Origin of the sequence: Luminiphilus sp. nBUS_16 (assembly GCF_051201645.1) — a bacterium.
GTDB lineage: Bacteria > Pseudomonadota > Gammaproteobacteria > Pseudomonadales > Halieaceae > Luminiphilus.
The window spans coordinates 1-16,532 of the sequence record NZ_CP179205.1; the positions used below are offsets into that span (position 1 = coordinate 1).

Consider the following 16,532-nt stretch of genomic DNA (forward strand, 5'->3'; position numbering starts at 1 on the left):
ACTGTGTATAACTCTATAATAAAACAGACTTTTCTGGCCTGGAAAGTCACTCGATCGCTTTTTGCCTGGTGTGGTAGAGGGTACATTTTCGGAGCAGCGTGTGTCGTTAAGAGCAATTAGCACAGATTCTTGGCAGTGGTGTCTTGGCCGTCTTGAAGACGAATTGCCACCACAACAATTTAATACATGGATAAAGCCACTTCAGGCCGACGCGAGTGAGGGGGGGGTGACGTTGGCTGCCCCCAATCGTTTTATCCGCGATTTTGTTGAGGAGCGTTACTCGGTCTTGATTGGCGAGGTGCTGGCGGAATCCGGGGCGCAAAGCACCGACGTGACAATTGTTGTTGGTGGTGCTCCGGCGGCAGGGTCGAGTAACCCAGTTGCTTCAGAGCCAAGCTCTGTCGGTTCTAGGCCGTTGCAATTGCCCTCAACGCCAACTCGTTCAAGAGAGAGTTTCGTTGTTCAGCGGCAGGCACCGGTGGCGCAAACCGTACCCAGTCACCAGCACAACTTGGTCGAGGGGTATACCTTTAGGTCGTTTGTTGAGGGGAAGAGCAATCAATTGGCTTTGGCAGCAGCACAACAGGTTGCGGATAACCCCGGAGACTCTTACAACCCCCTGTTTCTGTATGGCGGTGTGGGGTTGGGTAAAACACACCTTATGCACGCTGTTGGCAATTTACTGCGGCGTAAAAAGCCAGGCGCGCGGATCGTGTACCTTCACTCCGAGCGTTTTGTGGCTGATATGGTTAAAGCTCTGCAGCTGAACGCAATTAATGATTTTAAACGTTACTACCGTTCGGTCGACGCACTGCTGATCGATGATATCCAGTTTTTTGCTAACAAGGACCGGTCTCAAGAAGAGTTTTTTCATACATTTAACGCGCTGTTGGAAGGGGGGCAGCAGATGATTCTGACCTGTGACCGCTATCCCAAAGAAATTAGCGGGCTCGAGGAGCGTTTAAAATCCCGGTTCGGTTGGGGTTTGACGGTCGCAGTAGAGCCCCCAGAGTTAGAAACGCGCGTCGCAATTTTAATGAAAAAAGCAGAGCAATCAGGGATTACTCTGCCACATGATGCCGCGTTTTTTATTGCCCAACGCATTCGATCAAATGTCCGCGAGCTCGAGGGCGCGCTTAAACGGGTCATTGCTAGTGCTAATTTTACCGGCCGGCCTTTTGATATAGACCTTATCAAAGAGAGTCTGAAGGACCTTTTGGCGCTGCAAGACAAGCAGGTGAGTCTCGATAATATTAAACGTATCGTCGCTGAATATTACAAAATTAAGTTGGCGGAGTTAATGTCAAAGCGGCGTAGTCGCTCGATTGCAAGGCCTCGGCAGGTGGCTATGGCGCTTTCAAAAGAGTTAACAAATCACAGCCTCCCTGAGATCGGTGATTCTTTTGGGGGTAGAGACCACACGACAGTTCTTCACGCTTGTCGTAAGATAAAGGAGCTTCGCGAAACAACATCGGACATTCGCGAAGATTATAAAAATTTATTGCGCTTATTGACCACCTGATAGCATTGATGTGCGGTGTTTTAGTCGCTTTTATCTTGGAGCAGTTTGACCATGAAGTTCAGCATATCCCGTGAAGCTTTAATTAAACCCCTCAATCTAGTCGCGGGGGTGGTGGAAAGGCGACAGACACTTCCTATTCTGAGTAATATTTTGTTGAACCTCGAAGGCACGCAGCTGTCTTTGACGGGTACAGATTTAGAAGTTGAGTTGGTGGGTCGTGTTGAGGTGGAGGCTGGAGGCGTCGACGGTGACATTACTGTGCCTGCCCGCAAGCTGGTTGATATTTGTAAATCTCTTCCAGATAGTTCCCAAATAGAATTTAGTGTTGATTCTGGCAAGGCTATGGTGAAGGCGGGACGGGGCCGCTTTACGTTATCTACGTTGCCTGCTGCAGAGTTTCCATCCGTTGATGAGAGCGCTGGCGATCAAACACTCGAAGTGCCTCAGTCGGTTGTTAAGCGGTTGATCGATCGAACGGCGTTTGCCATGGCACAGCAAGATGTGCGCTATTATCTAAACGGTATGTTGTTAGAACTGAAGGCGGGTCGGTTGCGCATGGTCGCGACCGATGGGCATCGTCTGGCTTTATGTACGGCAAAAGAGGCCGTTAGTACTGGCGATGCGGCGATTATTATTCCGCGAAAAGGTGTTTTAGAGTTGTCACGGCTTTTGGATACGGATGAATCGATACGTCTGGTTATTGGCAGCAACCATATCCGTGCCGCTAATCAGCAGTTTACGTTTACCTCTAAATTAGTTGATGGCAAGTTTCCTGAGTACGAGCGTGTTTTACCCAAATCAGCAGATAAAACCGTTATTGGGCAGCGCCTTGAGCTGCGGCAGGCGTTTACCCGAACGGCGATTTTATCCAATGAAAAATATCGTGGTGTTCGTCTGAAGCTTAGTGCCGATACACTCGATATTACGGCTAATAACCCGGAGCAAGAACAGGCGGAGGAATTGGTTGCCGTTGAGTATCAAGGCGAAGAGCTTGAGGTAGGGTTCAACGTGAGCTACTTGCTTGACGTGTTGTCTGTGCTAGACGGCGATCAAATCCGGCTGTCCTTATCTGATTCGGCGAGCAGCGCGTTGCTCGAGGAGGCTGAGGAGGGTGACTCACTTTACGTGGTTATGCCCATGCGGCTCTAAATCTCTGGTGTTAGCCAGGGTTTGAGTGTTACCAGCGGCGTGAGCAAATCGGTTAACAATATTCGGCTCGAGTCCGTTTACATCGATGGTGTTCGTAACCTCTCGGCTCAGCGGTTGCTGATGAGTCCGGGAATCAATCTGGTGTTCGGTGCTAACGGTAGTGGCAAATCGAGCATTATTGAAGCGCTTTCTTTGCTGTCAACGGGCCGTTCTTTTCGTTCTTCTTCGGTGCGATCCCTCATACAGCATGGGCGTGAGGATTGTGTTGTCCAGGCTAGGGTTGAGAATGGTAGTGCTGTACGCTCGTTGGGCATAAAGCGGTCCAAAACAGGCGACTTAACCTTGCGATGTGATGGTGAGCCAGTGAGTTCTTTGGCAGAGTTCGTGGCGCAGGTGCCGACAATAATTCTTGACCCCTCATCGACAGACACAATAACGGGTCCTCCCGAGCCTCGTCGTCGGCTAATTGATGGCACATTGTTCCACGTGGAACTTGGTTTTTTCGATGTTTGGCGTCGATATCAACGGCTCCTCAAGCAGCGAAATGCAATGCTTCGTCGTGGTATGATGCGAGGGCAGGATCCTTGGTTGGGTGAGTTGTCTCGAGTCGGAAGCATTTTGACGGAATATCGCGTCAACTTGGTGTCACGGCTGGAGCCGATTTTTCAAACTATACTGGCGGAGCTGAACCCGACGTTAGCTGATGCTGAGTTGGTTTTTAGGTCTGGGTGGGACTCGAGTCTCTCGTTAGAGGCGGGGATGGCGCGAAGTGCGGAGTCAGATGCAGCTCAGGGCTTTACCCACGTCGGTCCTCACCGGGCGGATTTGCGCTTGCAGTGGCAGGGGCGCGCTATGGCAGAGGTGTTTTCGAGAGGTCAACTCAAGTTGGCAGTAATAGCGCTTCGATTGGCTCAGGGCCGAGTGCTTGCTGCAAGTGAGAAAGGAGCGCCGCTGTATTTGGTTGATGATCTTACAGCTGAGCTGGACGGTCCCCATGCGCTGCAAGTATGCCGTATGTTAGAGCAAACGCACTCGCAGGTAGTGTTGACTACGGTGAGTGAGCTGGCCGCGGAGCCTTCGTGGATGCATGACGTGGCGGCAGTGTTCCACGTGGAACAGGGGTGTGTGTCTGCGGTGGCCGACGACACCAGTGTTATAAAAACGTAAAACGGATTACAAAATGACAGAAAACTCGACACAGAACAGCGGAAATTACGACTCTGACAGTATTAAGGTGCTTAAAGGGTTAGATGCTGTTCGCAAGCGTCCAGGAATGTATATCGGTGACACTGATGACGGAACCGGATTACACCATATGGTATTTGAGTTGGTGGATAACTCCATCGACGAGGCGCTTGCGGGTCATTGCAGTAAGATCAGCGTGACTATTCACCCGGATGAATCTGTCAGTGTTGGGGATGATGGTCGTGGCATTCCTACTGAAATGCACGAAGAGGGTGTCTCTGCTGCCGAAGTTATTATGACGGTGCTCCATGCGGGTGGGAAGTTTGACGACAACACCTACAAGGTGTCGGGGGGATTACACGGGGTTGGTGTTTCTGTGGTCAATGCACTTTCAGAACACTTGCAGCTTACTATCCGTCGTCAAGGGGAGCTACACGAGCAGGTATATAAGCACGGGGTACCTGTTGCGCCCCTCGCTGTTGTGGGTGAAACCGAGAGCACCGGAACCTCGGTACGTTTCAAGCCATCACCAGAGACTTTCACAAATATTGAGTTTCACTTCGATATTTTGGGTAAGCGCCTCCGGGAGCTCGCCTTTTTAAATAGTGGTGTTTGTATTGAGCTAACCGACGAGCGCAGCGCAAGGACTGAGACTTATGCCTATGATGGTGGTTTAAACGCCTTTGTCGAGTTTCTAAATAAAGGTAAGACTACGATCAACAAAGTGTTTCACTGTGAAACTATCGCTGATGGCGATGTGGGTGTTGAGGTCGCGTTGCAGTGGAATGACAGTTTTCAGGAAAATATTCTTTGCTACACGAACAATATCCCTCAACGCGACGGTGGTACGCACCTCGCAGGTTTTAGGGCGGCGCTGACACGAACTCTGAATAATTATATTGAAAAAGAAGCGCTGGCGAAAAAGGCGAAAGTGAATACTACGGGCGATGACGCCCGAGAAGGCCTGACGGCCATTGTCTCCGTGAAGGTGCCCGACCCCAAGTTTTCTTCACAAACCAAAGATAAATTGGTGTCAAGTGAGGTGAAGCCAGCAGTTGAGCAGTCTATGGGTAAGATATTCGGCGAGTACCTGCTGGAAAACCCTCAAGATGCCAAGTTGGTGGTGGGTAAAATGATTGATGCTGCCCGAGCTCGGGAAGCTGCTCGCAAGGCTCGTGACATGACTCGCCGTAAGGGAGCCCTCGATATTGCCGGATTACCTGGAAAGCTTGCCGATTGCCAGGAACGCGATCCCGCGTTGTGCGAGTTGTATCTCGTGGAGGGGGATTCTGCTGGAGGATCGGCCAAGCAGGGAAGAAACCGCAAGTTTCAGGCTATTCTTCCTTTGAAAGGCAAAATTCTCAATGTGGAGCGCGCTCGGTTTGACAAAATGCTGGGCTCAGCAGAGGTCGGAAATATCGTCACGGCTTTGGGTTGTGGTATCGGCAAGACAGAATTTGATCCAGATAAGCTTCGTTATCACAACATTATTATTATGACCGATGCCGATGTTGATGGGTCTCACATTAGAACGCTGTTGTTAACGTTCTTTTTCCGCCAAATGCGTGAATTAATTGATCGTGGCCACGTTTATATCGCTCAGCCCCCCCTCTATAAACTTACTCGAGGAAAGCAAAGCCAGTACCTAAAAGATGAGGCGGCTTTTGACGATTACTTAACGCAGAACGCCTTAGAGGGTGCTGCGTTGTACGTGAATCAAGACGCACCCCCTATTACTGGAGAGGGCCTAGAGTCGTTAGTGACGACCTATCGAGCTGCGGAGGGAGTCATCAACAGGTTGTGCAGGGTTTATTCACCCACCGTGTTATGGCAATTACCTTTTATTGCACCCCTGAACGTTGAGGCAATGAACGATCAAGCCACAATGCAATCCCATTGTGATGCGCTAAGTGAGCGCTTACTAACAGTGAGCGACAAGGCTCAAACTTTCTCGGCGGAGCTCCGTCAAGACCCAGAGCGTGGCCATTGGTACCCTGTTGTGACGCAGATATCCCACAGCATTGCGACAGAGATTATTTTGGGACGCTCATTTTTTGCGAGTAAAGATTATGCAACTTTGGTTGAATGTGGCAACAACATAAGAGGCTTAATCGAAGTGAGTGGTTACTTCAAGCGCGGTGAGAAGCAGCTCCAAACGCAGGAGTTTGCAGCCGGCCTGGATTGGCTGCTCCAAGAGGCCCGCAAAGGGACTTCGGTGCAGCGGTATAAAGGACTAGGAGAAATGAACCCTGGGCAGTTATGGGAAACTACGATGGACCCAGACGTTCGTCGAATGTTGAAAGTGACCATTGAGGACGCCATTTTGGCTGACCAAATGTTTACTACCCTAATGGGAGATGATGTGGAGCCCAGGCGTGAATTTATTGAAGAAAACGCACTTGCGGTAGAAAACCTCGATTTTTAACGCTTTGGACACGAATACTACTGCTGTATTGCAGTGGTGGGCAGTCCCTATTACGATCGTTCAATGTCGGGGACGGCCCTAAACCTCGACGTCGATTGGAGTCTGTTTCGGGCCTTCATTGCTGGGAGCGCTTGAGTGCCCATTAAATGCTACCCCTGCATTTCTTAGCGCTATATTTACCCGCTTACTTGCTAGCTCCACCTAAAAGGGCGAAATCAGCGATCCCGGTAAAAGCGTTGCGAAGTGATGCTAGTAACTCATGTCGATTGGTTCGAATAGCGGGCTCGTCAGCATTGACCATGACGCCCTCGAAAAAAGCATCAACGGGGGCCTGCAGAGAGGCTAGATTTGACAGTGCAGTGGCATAGTCGCCGTTTTGAAGGTTGTCAGCGACGATGGGCTTTAACACCTGCAGGCTTTCATAAAGCTGTGCCTCTTCGGGCTGGTTAAACAGCTCGGGATCAGGGCTCCCAGATTGCGTTTGATCTGACTTGTGTAAAATGTTGGCGACCCGTTTGTTGGCTGCCGCTAGCGCAACCGCGGCGTCAGTGCCAGCGAAGGCGTTCAGTGCCGTGACTCTGCGGTCTACTTCCGCAGGCGCCGTAATACCGGTAGCAAGGACAGCACGCAAAACTTCAACTGCAATGTCTTGATCCTCGTACCAGGACCTGAACCGCTCTAGCGTGTATTCGGTCACTGCCAAGGCCGTGTTTTGATCCAATGTATTTTCTGGGTATTCCTTAGCGGCACGTTTCGCTAAATCTAAGAGGTCTAGTTGCGAATCTAAGTTAACGAGCAACCGTATAACGGCGAGGGCGCCACGTCGCAATGCGAAGGGGTCTTTGGATCCAGTGGGTGCCTGGCCGATGCCAAAAATGCCCACCAGGGTGTCCAATCGATCCGCAAGGGCCACGGCTGAGGCCTCTGGGCTGTTTGGCAGTTGGTCTCCCGAAAAGCGAGGCCAATAGTGTTCTTCAACGGCGGTTGAAACGGCATCCAACTCGCCATCATGGCGACAATAGTAAGCGCCCGCTATTCCCTGAAGTTCCGGAAACTCTAACACCAGATCAGAAACTAGATCACACTTGGCCAGAGTGGCAGCACGTTGGGCGATGCTAACATCGGCACTTAGCGCTTCGGCGATCCAACCGCTTAACGCGGTAATTCGACGAGTTTTGTCCGCTACGCTGCCCAGCTTTTGCTGGAACACAATCCCCTCAAGTCGTAAGCCTCGATCAGCCAACGGTGTCGCTTTATCGGTTTCAAAGAAAAATGCGGCGTCGCTCAGCCTCGGCCGAATCACTCGTTCATTGCCCGCTATAACAGACGCGGGGTTGTTGCTTTCAATGTTAGATACTGTGATGAATAGCGGTAACAGCTGATTTTGATCTGATACAAGGTGAAAATATTTCTGGTGTTCTTTCATCGAAGAGATCACTGCTCCGGCAGGCACTTCCAAAAATGCAGGATCAAAACTTCCCTGCAGTGCAACGGGCCACTCAACAAGCCCGGTGACCTCATCTAACAATGCTTCGTCTATGACGGCGTTAGCATTAAGGTCTTTGGCAATCGCCAGGACTTGAGTTCGTATACGTTCACGGCGCTGGTCGAAATCGGCAAGCACGTGTGCTCCTAACAACGCGTCTTCGTATTGCTCAGGAGATTCTAGGGCGATGGATTCCGGGTGGTGGAATCTGTGCCCCTGAGTGACGCGGTCAGAACCGATACCCATAATAACGACATCAATAACCTGGGTACCCAACAACGCGACAATCCACTGTACAGGCCGAAGAAATTCGTGCCGCTCTCGCCCCCAGCGCATACGTTTTGATACAGGGATGGCGGTAACAGCATTGGCCAGAATTTGAGGTAGCACGGCGTCAGCTTGGGCACCGGTTTCGATTCGACGTAACCCCAGTCGATCACCCTTGTTGGTACTGACGACTTCAAGTTGTGTTACCTCCACGCCTTGCTTCTTAGCAAAGCCTAGCGCCGCAGGCGTCCAATCGCCCTGTTTGTCCCGGGCCGCAGCTACTGGCGGTCCCAGTGCTTCAACAGTTTTGTCGGGTGCTACTAGACCGACAGCCTTAACCAACACCGCCAGCCGGCGCGGTGTTACAAACATTTGACTGCCGCCACAGGGGAGCCCGTGATTGGCGAGACCTTCTAGAATGCTCGCTCTCAGTGCCTCTCCCATCGATAGTAGGGGTCCTGCAGGGAGTTCCTCTGTGCCTAATTCAAACAATAAATCTGCTGTTGTCTGACTCATGAAAGATCTCCCAGCGCCCGTTCGCGAAGGTCGGGATCGGCCTGAGGAAAGCCCAGTGCAGCGCGGGATTCAAAGTAACCTTGAGCCGCTGCCTTCGCCAAGGTTCTTACCCTGAGGATATACCGCTGGCGCTCTGTCACGCCGATGGCATGTCGTGCATCAAGCAAATTGAAGGCGTGAGACGCTTTCATGACCTGCTCGTAAGCTGGCAGTGGCAACTTACATTCGACTAAGCGGACGGCTTCGTGCTCGCAGAAGTCGAAGGTCTTAAATAATGCTTCTGTGTCGGCCTCTTGAAAGTTATAGGTCGACATTTCGACTTCATTTTGATGAAAAACATCGCCATAAGTCACGGGACCTGCGGGGGTTTTCGCCCAGATCAGATCGTAGACCGAATCGACATTTTGTAGATACATCGCAATGCGCTCAAGCCCGTAGGTAATTTCACCGGTTACGGGGAAGCATTCGAGGCCGCCAGCCTGCTGAAAGTAGGTAAATTGAGAAACTTCCATACCATTTAGCCAGACCTCCCACCCCAGACCCCAAGCCCCTAAAGTGGGTGACTCCCAATTGTCCTCGACAAAACGCACGTCATGTTGCAGCGTATCGAGTCCTAAGTCTCGGAGGCTGGCCAAGTACAAATCTTGAAAATTACTGGGACTAGGCTTCATCACCACTTGAAACTGGTAATAGTGCTGCAATCTGTTGGGGTTTTCGCCGTAGCGACCGTCAGCGGGCCTGCGACTGGGCTGTACATAGGCTGCATTCCAGTTTTCAGGCCCAATGGCTCGCAGAAAAGTGGCGGGGTGGAACGTTCCCGCGCCAACCTCCATATCCAAAGGCTGCAGTACCACGCAGCCATGGCTGCCCCAAAAGGTCTGTAATCGTAAAATGAGTTCTTGAAAGGTCTCGGGGATCACTGTGAAGTCCGATAAATGAGTCAGGCCTTGATTATACCCGTGATAGGAAGGGCATAATAAGCACTGATATTTTCGAGTCACGGCTTTTGTTGTCATTGAGTGCACAATCTTTGCGGAATCAGGGTATAACGCTTTTCTTAAGCGGACTGCTGTGGCTGAGCTATTGGCTGCCCATCCGTTGGGTAAGGGCTGTAGGGCGCGGGCTAGGTTGGATTATTTACCACAGTGATGGCCGCAGCCGTCGGGTGACGGAGAGAAACGTCGCTCTGGCTTATCCTGAGTTGAGCTCAAAATCTCAAGATCGGTTAGTGCGCAACGTCTTGCGAGAAACTGGCGCCCTGGCTGGGGAAATGGGCCACGTTTGGCAGGCCCCTTGGGCGCACACCTCTTCGCTGATTGAAAGCAGTGAAGGGGCAGAATCTGTCCAAGCAGCTTTGGCATCGGGAAGCGGCGTTATCGTTTTAGGTCCCCATTTGGGCAACTGGGAAGTCCTTGGCCTGCATCTTGCTACTTTAGGCCAGATGGTTGCTTTGTTTGAGCCGCCTAAAATTGCTACAACCGGCGAGCTTATTAAACGCGCTAGGGAACGCAGTGGAGGGCAACTTGTACCCACCGATCCTCGAGGGCTAGCGACCTTGGTGCGCTGCGTGCGGCAGGGCGGTATTTCGGGCATTCTTCCCGATCAAGTTCCCACAGTCGCCTCGGGGGGGCTCAACGTACCTTTTAAAGGAATAGACTGCGGCACGGCCAGTTTGGGCTGTAATCTTATTAAGCGCTCCAAAGCCAAAGCCTTCATGGGCGTGGCTTTAAGAACGGCGGGTGGCTTTAAAGTCATCTACAAGGCCGCGCCGGCTGCGGTTTATGATGATGACGAGCGCGTGGCACTAACCGCCATGAATGAAGCCGTTGCTGACCTTATGCAGGGCTACGACCAGCAATATCAGTGGTCGTATAAGCGGTTTCGTTGCCGCCCTGATAACGGCATTGATCACTATAAAAATTTAAAAGTTCCAAGAGCGCGATTTGAGAAAAAACTGGAGCAGTATTCTTGAACAAGATAATGGGAAAGCTTGTCGCAGGTCTGATTGGGTTTTTTACCCTTGGGATTGTGGGCTTACTTTTTGGACTCGCGATTGGTCATGCTTTCGACCGCGGTCTTTGGCAGGCGCTTCAGGCGGCTAGCCCTGAAAATCTTGCTCGCAGCCAGAAGCAGTTTTTTGACGCGACGTTTACGCTGCTGGGCTACGTCGCTAAGTCTGATGGCCGTGTTAGTGAAGCTGAGATAGCGCAGGCCGAAGTGTTGTTTCGCCAATTTCGCCTCAATCCCACTCAAAGAAATTCCGCAATACAACACTTTCGTGAGGGCGCCGAACCCGGCTTTGACCCCGCGGCTACCGTCACCGCCTTTGCCGAAAGAGTGGGACAACGCCGGCAAGTTCAACAAACCTTATTTGCGTTCCTCGCTAGCATGGCGCTTGCCGATGGCGAGTTAGCACAGCCCGAGCGAGCAGCATTGCATCACATCGCGAGCTTACTCGGCATGCCGACACAAGCGGTCGATCGGTTAGTGGCAATGTTGGTGGCGCAATCGCGTTTTCACACGGGTGGCGGTGGCGGTGGCGGCGGACAACGCATGGGCACGCCCGCTCCTCGTGATCGGTTAAACGATGCTTATCAAGCCTTGGGCGTGAGTGCGTCAGACTCAAACGAGGTCATTAAAAAGAGTTATCGCCGATTGATGAGTGAAAACCACCCTGACAAATTGATTGCCAAAGGCGTTCCAGACGAAATGGTGAAATTGGGGACTGAGCGATCTCAGGAAATATCGACAGCCTACGAGGTCATTAAGTCAGCTCGGGGGATGAAATAATCTGGCGATCTAGGGACGCCAAAAAGCGGGCGTGAATAAAACCAGCAAGGTGAAGACTTCAAGTCTTCCTAGCAGCATCGCAACACACAGAATGACTTTACCGACTTCGCTGACCATGGCGTAGTTAGCAGCCACACTCCCTAACCCGGGTCCCAGATTATTCATCGCTGCGGTTGTGGCTGAAAACGCAGAGGTGAAATCTAGCCCTGTGGCCAGCATCAACAGCATGATGGTGACTAGGCACACCATATAAACGGCATAAAAACTCCAGACTGCACTGACTACTGAGGGTTGTACCCTGCGCGCATCCAGTTTTAACGGGATGATGGCATTGGGGTGGACGAGCTGCTTCAGCTCACGCATGCCCTGGCGGAAAATCAGGAGTAGGCGCATGGCCTTTAGGCCACCACCGGTAGAACCGGCGCATCCCCCCATAAATGACAATATAAGCAGCAACACCGGTAAGAAGTGTGGCCACAAAGAAAAGTCCTGCGTTGTGAATCCCGTTGTGGTGGCGATGGATACCGTTTGAAACATGCCATGAATCAGGCTTTCACTCGGTGATAACGTTTGTGTGACCAGCAAAGTTAAACAGGTAATCACAATGGCTATGCCAATGACACTGCTGAAGAATTTCGTTTCTGAATCGCGCTGGTAGATTTCTAGGCTGCGCCGTTGCAGGGCAATAAAGTGCAGGCCAAAATTTATGGCAGAGGCTGCCATAAAAAAGGTACATATCAAAAGAATGAGTTCGCTTTGAAAAAACCCCATGCTGGCGTCGTGAGTTGAAAACCCACCAATGGCAACGGTAGAAAATGCGTGGCAAATGGCATCGAACAGAGACATGCCTGCGAGCCAGTAAGCAGCAGCGCAAAAAGTTGTGAGCCCCATATAAATGCCAAACAGGGCTTTGGCGGTGCCGGTGATTCTGGGTGTGAGTTTGCGGTCTTTTGCTGGGCCTGTGCTTTCAGCCCGGTATAACTGCATACCGCCAATGCCAAGCATGGGTAAGATCGCCACCGCTAAAACAATAATGCCGATTCCCCCAAGCCACTGTAGCTGTTGCCGATACAACAGTACTGACCTTGGTAAATCGTCAAGCCCTGCAATCACCGTTGCACCGGTTGTTGTAAGACCCGAAACAGATTCAAACAATGCGTCGGCAAGGGATAGTGGTACAGCGTCACTGGTGAGAAAAGGCACCGAGCCAAAGGTGCCGAGTACGATCCAAAACAACGCCGTGACCAGAAAGCCATCGCGAATCCGCAAGTCCCGCCGTGCGGTCCGCGTGGGTAGCCAGAGCATTAAACCTGCCAGCAGGTTAATGCCAAAGGCGATAGCAAAGGCATGGGCGGATCCATCATTGTCCAATAAGCCAAGGATCATAGGCGGCAACATTGCTGTGCTGAACAGCATAAGCAGCACACCAATGATTCGCAGTGAGACGGGCAGGTGCATCAGAAAAATCCAAATCCAGGTGCGAACAATCGCTCAACCTCGGCAATTCGATTTTGGTCAGTCAAAAACAGAATTACGTGGTCATCGGGTTCTACTGTGATGTGGCTGTGGGCGATGACGACCTCTGTGCCGCGAAGTATGGCACCAACAGTTACACCTTGTGGCAGTTCTATTTCGTCAAGACGTTTACCAATCACCTTCGACGTGCGTGCATCACCGTGTGCAATCAACTCAATCGCTTCTGCTGCACCCCGTCGCAGGGAATGGACATTACTAATGTCACCGCGTCTTATATGAGTGAGTAAACTGCCTATGGTGATCTGCTGTGGCGAGATCGCAATGTCGATCTCTTCGCCTACAAGGTCTGCGTAGGCGGCATTGGTGATTAAGGTGATAACCTTTTTAGCACCCAAGCGCTTAGCCAACATCGACATCATGATATTGGACTCATCGTTGTTGGTTAATGCGCAGAAAACATCGGTCTGCTCAATATTTTCTTGCAGTAACAAGGAAGGTTCGTTGGCACTGCCGTGGAGCACAATAGATTCTTCTAGCATCTCGGAAAGAACGCGACAGCGATCGTAGCTTAACTCCAAAACCTTCACTTGGTAGTCGCGCTCTAGACGGTTCGCAAGAGTAGCGCCGATATTTCCCCCTCCTGCAATCATGACCCGACGATAAGGTTCATCAATCGTTCTAAGCTCCGAAGTCACCGCGCGAATATTCTCTCTAGCGGCGATAAAAAATACTTCGTCGTTAGGTTGAACTACCGTTAGCCCCTCGGGAATGATGGGTGGCGCATCATGCCGAAAAATAGCGGCTACCCGTGTATCTATATTGGGCATGTGGTCACGGATTTCCTGCAGTTGCCGGCCAACAATCGGTCCACCTTCGATGGCGCGAACAGCAACCAGACGAATTCTACCTTCGGCGAAATCGAGGACCTGTAACGAGCCTGGATTCGCAATCAACTGTTGAATGTTGCTGGTGACGAGTTGTTCTGGGCCAATAATCACGTCTACCGGTATGGCCCCACTTTTGAACAGCGCTTTTGAGTAGTTGAGGTAATCAGAGCTGCGTATTCGTGAGATTTTTTTGGGTGTCCGATAAAGCGTAAATGCCACTTGGCACGCCAACATATTGATTTCATCTGAGTTGGTGACAGCAATCAGAAGGTCGGCATTTTCTGCGCCCGCGTTGAACAGGGTCGAAGGGTGAGCGGCGTCACCGTGAACGGTGCGAATGTCGAGTCGCTCTTGCAGGGCTCGAAGGGTGGTTGCTTGACTATCAACGACCGTTATTTCGTTCTGCTCGTCGGCAAGCTGTTCAGCTAGCGTCCCTCCGACTTGTCCGGCACCAAGAATAATAATCTTCACAGTCTGTTTGGCCTCTCTTTGGGAGGTGTCATGACCTTAAACGTCCTGCGCAGTATTTTCATGGTGTTTTTTACCGCAATCTAAACGTTTGGGTCAGTTGTCACTTTTTGTAATAGCGAAAAATACAGGCCGTCGCCGTCCTCTAAAGAAGGCAGCGTTTGCCATCCTAACTGGGTTTTAAATCCAGGCTTGCCTGATAATGGTATGACTTCGCACTGGGGAAGGTTTGACTGAGTCGCGGCAATGATCTCATCGTTTTCAGCATTTAACAGCGAGCAGGTGACATACAGCAGCCTTCCCCCGGGCTTCACCAGGGGCCACAATCCAGTAAGTATCTCACGTTGTTGTTGGCTGAAACTTTCAATATCGGCGGCTTTACGGGTGACCTTAATATCTGGGTTGCGCCGGATCACGCCCGTTGCCGAGCAGGGCACGTCTGCAAGAATAGCGTCAAACTGTTTTGGCAGCAGGGTGGCAGCAGCTTGGCTCGCATCTAGCACTGCGACCTCTAGCGGCAAATCCAGCCGGGCACTGTTTTCCTGAACGCCCACAAGGCGCTGACTGCTGATGTCTGCGGCCAATACTTGAGCTTCCGGCGCACGCTCAAGCAAGTGACAGGTCTTCCCACCGGGTGCCGCGCAGGCATCAAAAACAGATTCTTGGTTGTTCGGCTGCAAAAACTGAGCCGCTAACTGCGCCGACGCATCTTGGACAGAACTCCATCCTTCTAGGAATCCCGGAATGCTCGAGACGGGTTTTGGTGTTTGCAGTGTTATTGCGGTGTCAATATACGGGTGGCTCGTCACAGGGATATCGGCATTCAGTAATTGCGCAATGTAGTCCTCTCTGGATACCCGCTGTAAATTCACGCGAAGCGTCATGGGCGGATGTGTCCGGCTCGCGCGGGCAATTTCCTTTGACTGATCAGGCCACTGCTCGCCGATTTTTTCCCAGAGCCATTTTGGCAGTGCATTTTTTTGGTGGGGGGCCAGATGATCTTCAAGGTCATCTTTTTGTCGCTGATAGTTACGCAGGCAACCATTGATAAGGCCTGTCGCCCAAGACTTCCCCAGGCTTTTTGCGGCCTCTACGGTTTCACCGACCGCAGCATGCGAGGGCACGTTGAGCGCTGACAATTGGTGGATACCTGTGAATATCAGGCAGAGAATGTCGGCGTCTTTTGAGCGGGGCGGTTTGCGCAGCAGCTGAGAGGTAATGCCTTCGAGTCGTGGCCACTCTCTGAGGGTTCCGTAGACCAGCTCTTGAACGAGGGGTCGATCTTCGGCACTCAGCGATTCAAGCCCCTTGGGTAAAGCCCTGACCAGCGATTCTCCGCCGTATACAGCTGCCAAAACGCGCGCCGAGACGGCTCGAGTTGTTAACTTGGCCTTCAAGACCCATTGCCAGGGGTGGTGAATTCTTGGCCGATGGCGAGCTGGGTGCTTCGGCCATTGAGCAGGTCAGCTACGGGTAGTGCTTTAGCGCCCGGAAATTGCGCGACGGTAATCTTCAGCGCACCGTCACCGCAGGCAACGACAACGCCGTCAGCACCCGATGCGATGATACGTCCGTTGCTGCTGTTGTGTGGTATTTGAATCGCCGTGGCTTGCCATATTTTTAGGCGTTCTCCCTCTAAATAACTGAAGCAAACAGAAGTGGGGTTGAAAGCGCGTGTTTTTCTAGCCAGCGTGAGGGCATCGAGCTCCCAGTCGAGCTGGGTTTCTTGTTTATTGATTTTAGCGGCGTAGGTGGCGTCGTGGTTTTCTTGGGGTATGGCCTGGGCCAGCCGCTGGGGTAGTTCGTCAAGAACTTCCAGTAATAACCCAGGCCCGAGGTCGGTGAGTCGTTCATGAAGTGTTCCGCTGGTCTCTGACTCGGTTATTTCTAGAGTGCTTTTAGCAACCATGGGGCCGGTGTCTAGCCCCGCTTCCATTTGCATGATCGTGATGCCCGTGTGACGGTCTCCTGCCTCAATGGCGCGCTGTATGGGTGCTGCACCGCGCCAGCGTGGTAGCAGGGAGGCGTGAACGTTTAGGCAGCCATAATTGGGAATGTCGAGAATAGATTGTGGGAGGATCAGTCCGTAGGCCACGACTACCATAATGTCGGCGCTCAGCGCCTCCAGCAAAGTATGACTCTCTGGTGTTCGCAGTGATGCGGGCTGCAGCACGGTAATCCCCGCCGCCTCTGCTCGACGCTTTACGGCGGAGGGCTGCAACCGTTTGCCCCGACCCGCAGGCCGGTCGGGTTGTGTGAGTACGGCGCAAACATCATGGCCCGCAGCGACAAGCGCATCAAGATGGGCCGCAGCGAATTCAGGTGTGCCGGCAAAAATTACCCGTCGGGCGTGACTCATAC

At 51.9% G+C, this 16,532-nt stretch carries 12 protein-coding genes; 6 read left to right on the forward strand and 6 right to left on the reverse strand.

Annotation, left to right across the window (positions count from 1 at the left end):
- The first annotated feature begins 100 nt into the window (after positions 1–100).
- From dnaA to gyrB, 4 genes are read left to right on the forward strand one after another with little or no spacing between them, the layout of a single operon-like run.
- A complete protein-coding gene (gene dnaA / locus ACMAY6_RS00005) occupies positions 101–1,522 on the forward strand; it encodes a chromosomal replication initiator protein DnaA (protein ID WP_435213337.1) in 1,422 nt (473 codons plus the stop codon).
- A gap of 51 nt (positions 1,523–1,573) precedes the next feature.
- Positions 1,574–2,671, forward strand: a complete 1,098-nt coding sequence (gene dnaN, locus ACMAY6_RS00010; protein ID WP_435213339.1) for a DNA polymerase III subunit beta — start codon at positions 1,574–1,576, stop codon at positions 2,669–2,671.
- Between the two features lie 21 nt (positions 2,672–2,692).
- Positions 2,693–3,838 (forward strand): DNA replication/repair protein RecF, encoded by a 1,146-nt coding sequence (recF, locus tag ACMAY6_RS00015; protein WP_435213340.1) that lies wholly within the window; start codon positions 2,693–2,695, stop codon positions 3,836–3,838.
- A gap of 13 nt (positions 3,839–3,851) precedes the next feature.
- Positions 3,852–6,281, forward strand: a complete 2,430-nt coding sequence (gene gyrB / locus ACMAY6_RS00020; RefSeq protein WP_435213342.1) for a DNA topoisomerase (ATP-hydrolyzing) subunit B — start codon at positions 3,852–3,854, stop codon at positions 6,279–6,281.
- Positions 6,282–6,465: 184 nt separating this feature from the next.
- Here the strand turns inward: gyrB and glyS are convergent, their stop codons facing one another.
- Both glyS and glyQ read right to left on the reverse strand, forming a co-directional pair.
- Positions 6,466–8,550: a glycine--tRNA ligase subunit beta gene (gene glyS / locus ACMAY6_RS00025; protein WP_435213344.1), complete on the reverse strand. Its 2,085-nt coding sequence runs from the start codon at positions 8,548–8,550 to the stop codon at positions 6,466–6,468.
- The gene (gene glyQ / locus ACMAY6_RS00030) at positions 8,547–9,470 is read right to left on the reverse strand and encodes a glycine--tRNA ligase subunit alpha (RefSeq protein ID WP_435213346.1); all 924 of its coding nucleotides are present in this window, start codon (positions 9,468–9,470) and stop codon (positions 8,547–8,549) included. The genes glyS and glyQ overlap by 4 nt, the downstream gene beginning before the upstream one ends.
- 95 nt (positions 9,471–9,565) lie before the next feature.
- Between glyQ and ACMAY6_RS00035 the strand changes: the two genes are divergently transcribed.
- Together ACMAY6_RS00035 and djlA are read left to right on the forward strand one after the other, a co-directional pair.
- Positions 9,566–10,522, forward strand: coding sequence for a lysophospholipid acyltransferase family protein (locus ACMAY6_RS00035; protein WP_435213348.1), 957 nt, complete (start codon positions 9,566–9,568; stop codon positions 10,520–10,522).
- Complete coding sequence (gene djlA / locus ACMAY6_RS00040; protein WP_435213349.1) at positions 10,519–11,340, forward strand: co-chaperone DjlA; 822 nt, start codon at positions 10,519–10,521, stop codon at positions 11,338–11,340. The genes ACMAY6_RS00035 and djlA overlap by 4 nt, the downstream gene beginning before the upstream one ends.
- A 9-nt stretch (positions 11,341–11,349) precedes the next feature.
- Here the strand turns inward: djlA and ACMAY6_RS00045 are convergent, their stop codons facing one another.
- The 4 genes from ACMAY6_RS00045 to fmt all read right to left on the reverse strand — a co-directional run bounded on the left by ACMAY6_RS00045 (position 11,350) and on the right by fmt (position 16,530).
- Complete coding sequence (locus ACMAY6_RS00045) at positions 11,350–12,798, reverse strand: TrkH family potassium uptake protein (protein ID WP_435213351.1); 1,449 nt, start codon at positions 12,796–12,798, stop codon at positions 11,350–11,352.
- Positions 12,798–14,174, reverse strand: a complete 1,377-nt coding sequence (trkA, locus tag ACMAY6_RS00050; RefSeq protein WP_435213353.1) for a Trk system potassium transporter TrkA — start codon at positions 14,172–14,174, stop codon at positions 12,798–12,800. The genes ACMAY6_RS00045 and trkA overlap by 1 nt, the downstream gene beginning before the upstream one ends.
- A gap of 80 nt (positions 14,175–14,254) precedes the next feature.
- Positions 14,255–15,568 (reverse strand): 16S rRNA (cytosine(967)-C(5))-methyltransferase RsmB, encoded by a 1,314-nt coding sequence (rsmB, locus tag ACMAY6_RS00055; RefSeq protein WP_435213355.1) that lies wholly within the window; start codon positions 15,566–15,568, stop codon positions 14,255–14,257.
- Positions 15,565–16,530 (reverse strand): methionyl-tRNA formyltransferase, encoded by a 966-nt coding sequence (gene fmt / locus ACMAY6_RS00060; protein ID WP_435213357.1) that lies wholly within the window; start codon positions 16,528–16,530, stop codon positions 15,565–15,567. The genes rsmB and fmt overlap by 4 nt, the downstream gene beginning before the upstream one ends.
- Positions 16,531–16,532 lie beyond the last annotated feature (2 nt).

Excerpts from the sequence above, each read along its gene's own strand:
- dnaN (WP_435213339.1), top strand. The coding sequence starts at position 1,574 with ATGAAGTTCAGCATATCCCGTGAAGCTTTAATTAAACCCCTCAATCTA.
- gyrB (WP_435213342.1), top strand. The coding sequence starts at position 3,852 with ATGACAGAAAACTCGACACAGAACAGCGGAAATTACGACTCTGACAGT.
- glyS (WP_435213344.1), bottom strand. The coding sequence starts at position 8,550 with ATGAGTCAGACAACAGCAGATTTATTGTTTGAATTAGGCACAGAGGAA.
- ACMAY6_RS00045 (WP_435213351.1), bottom strand. The coding sequence starts at position 12,798 with ATGCACCTGCCCGTCTCACTGCGAATCATTGGTGTGCTGCTTATGCTG.
- fmt (WP_435213357.1), bottom strand. The coding sequence starts at position 16,530 with ATGAGTCACGCCCGACGGGTAATTTTTGCCGGCACACCTGAATTCGCT.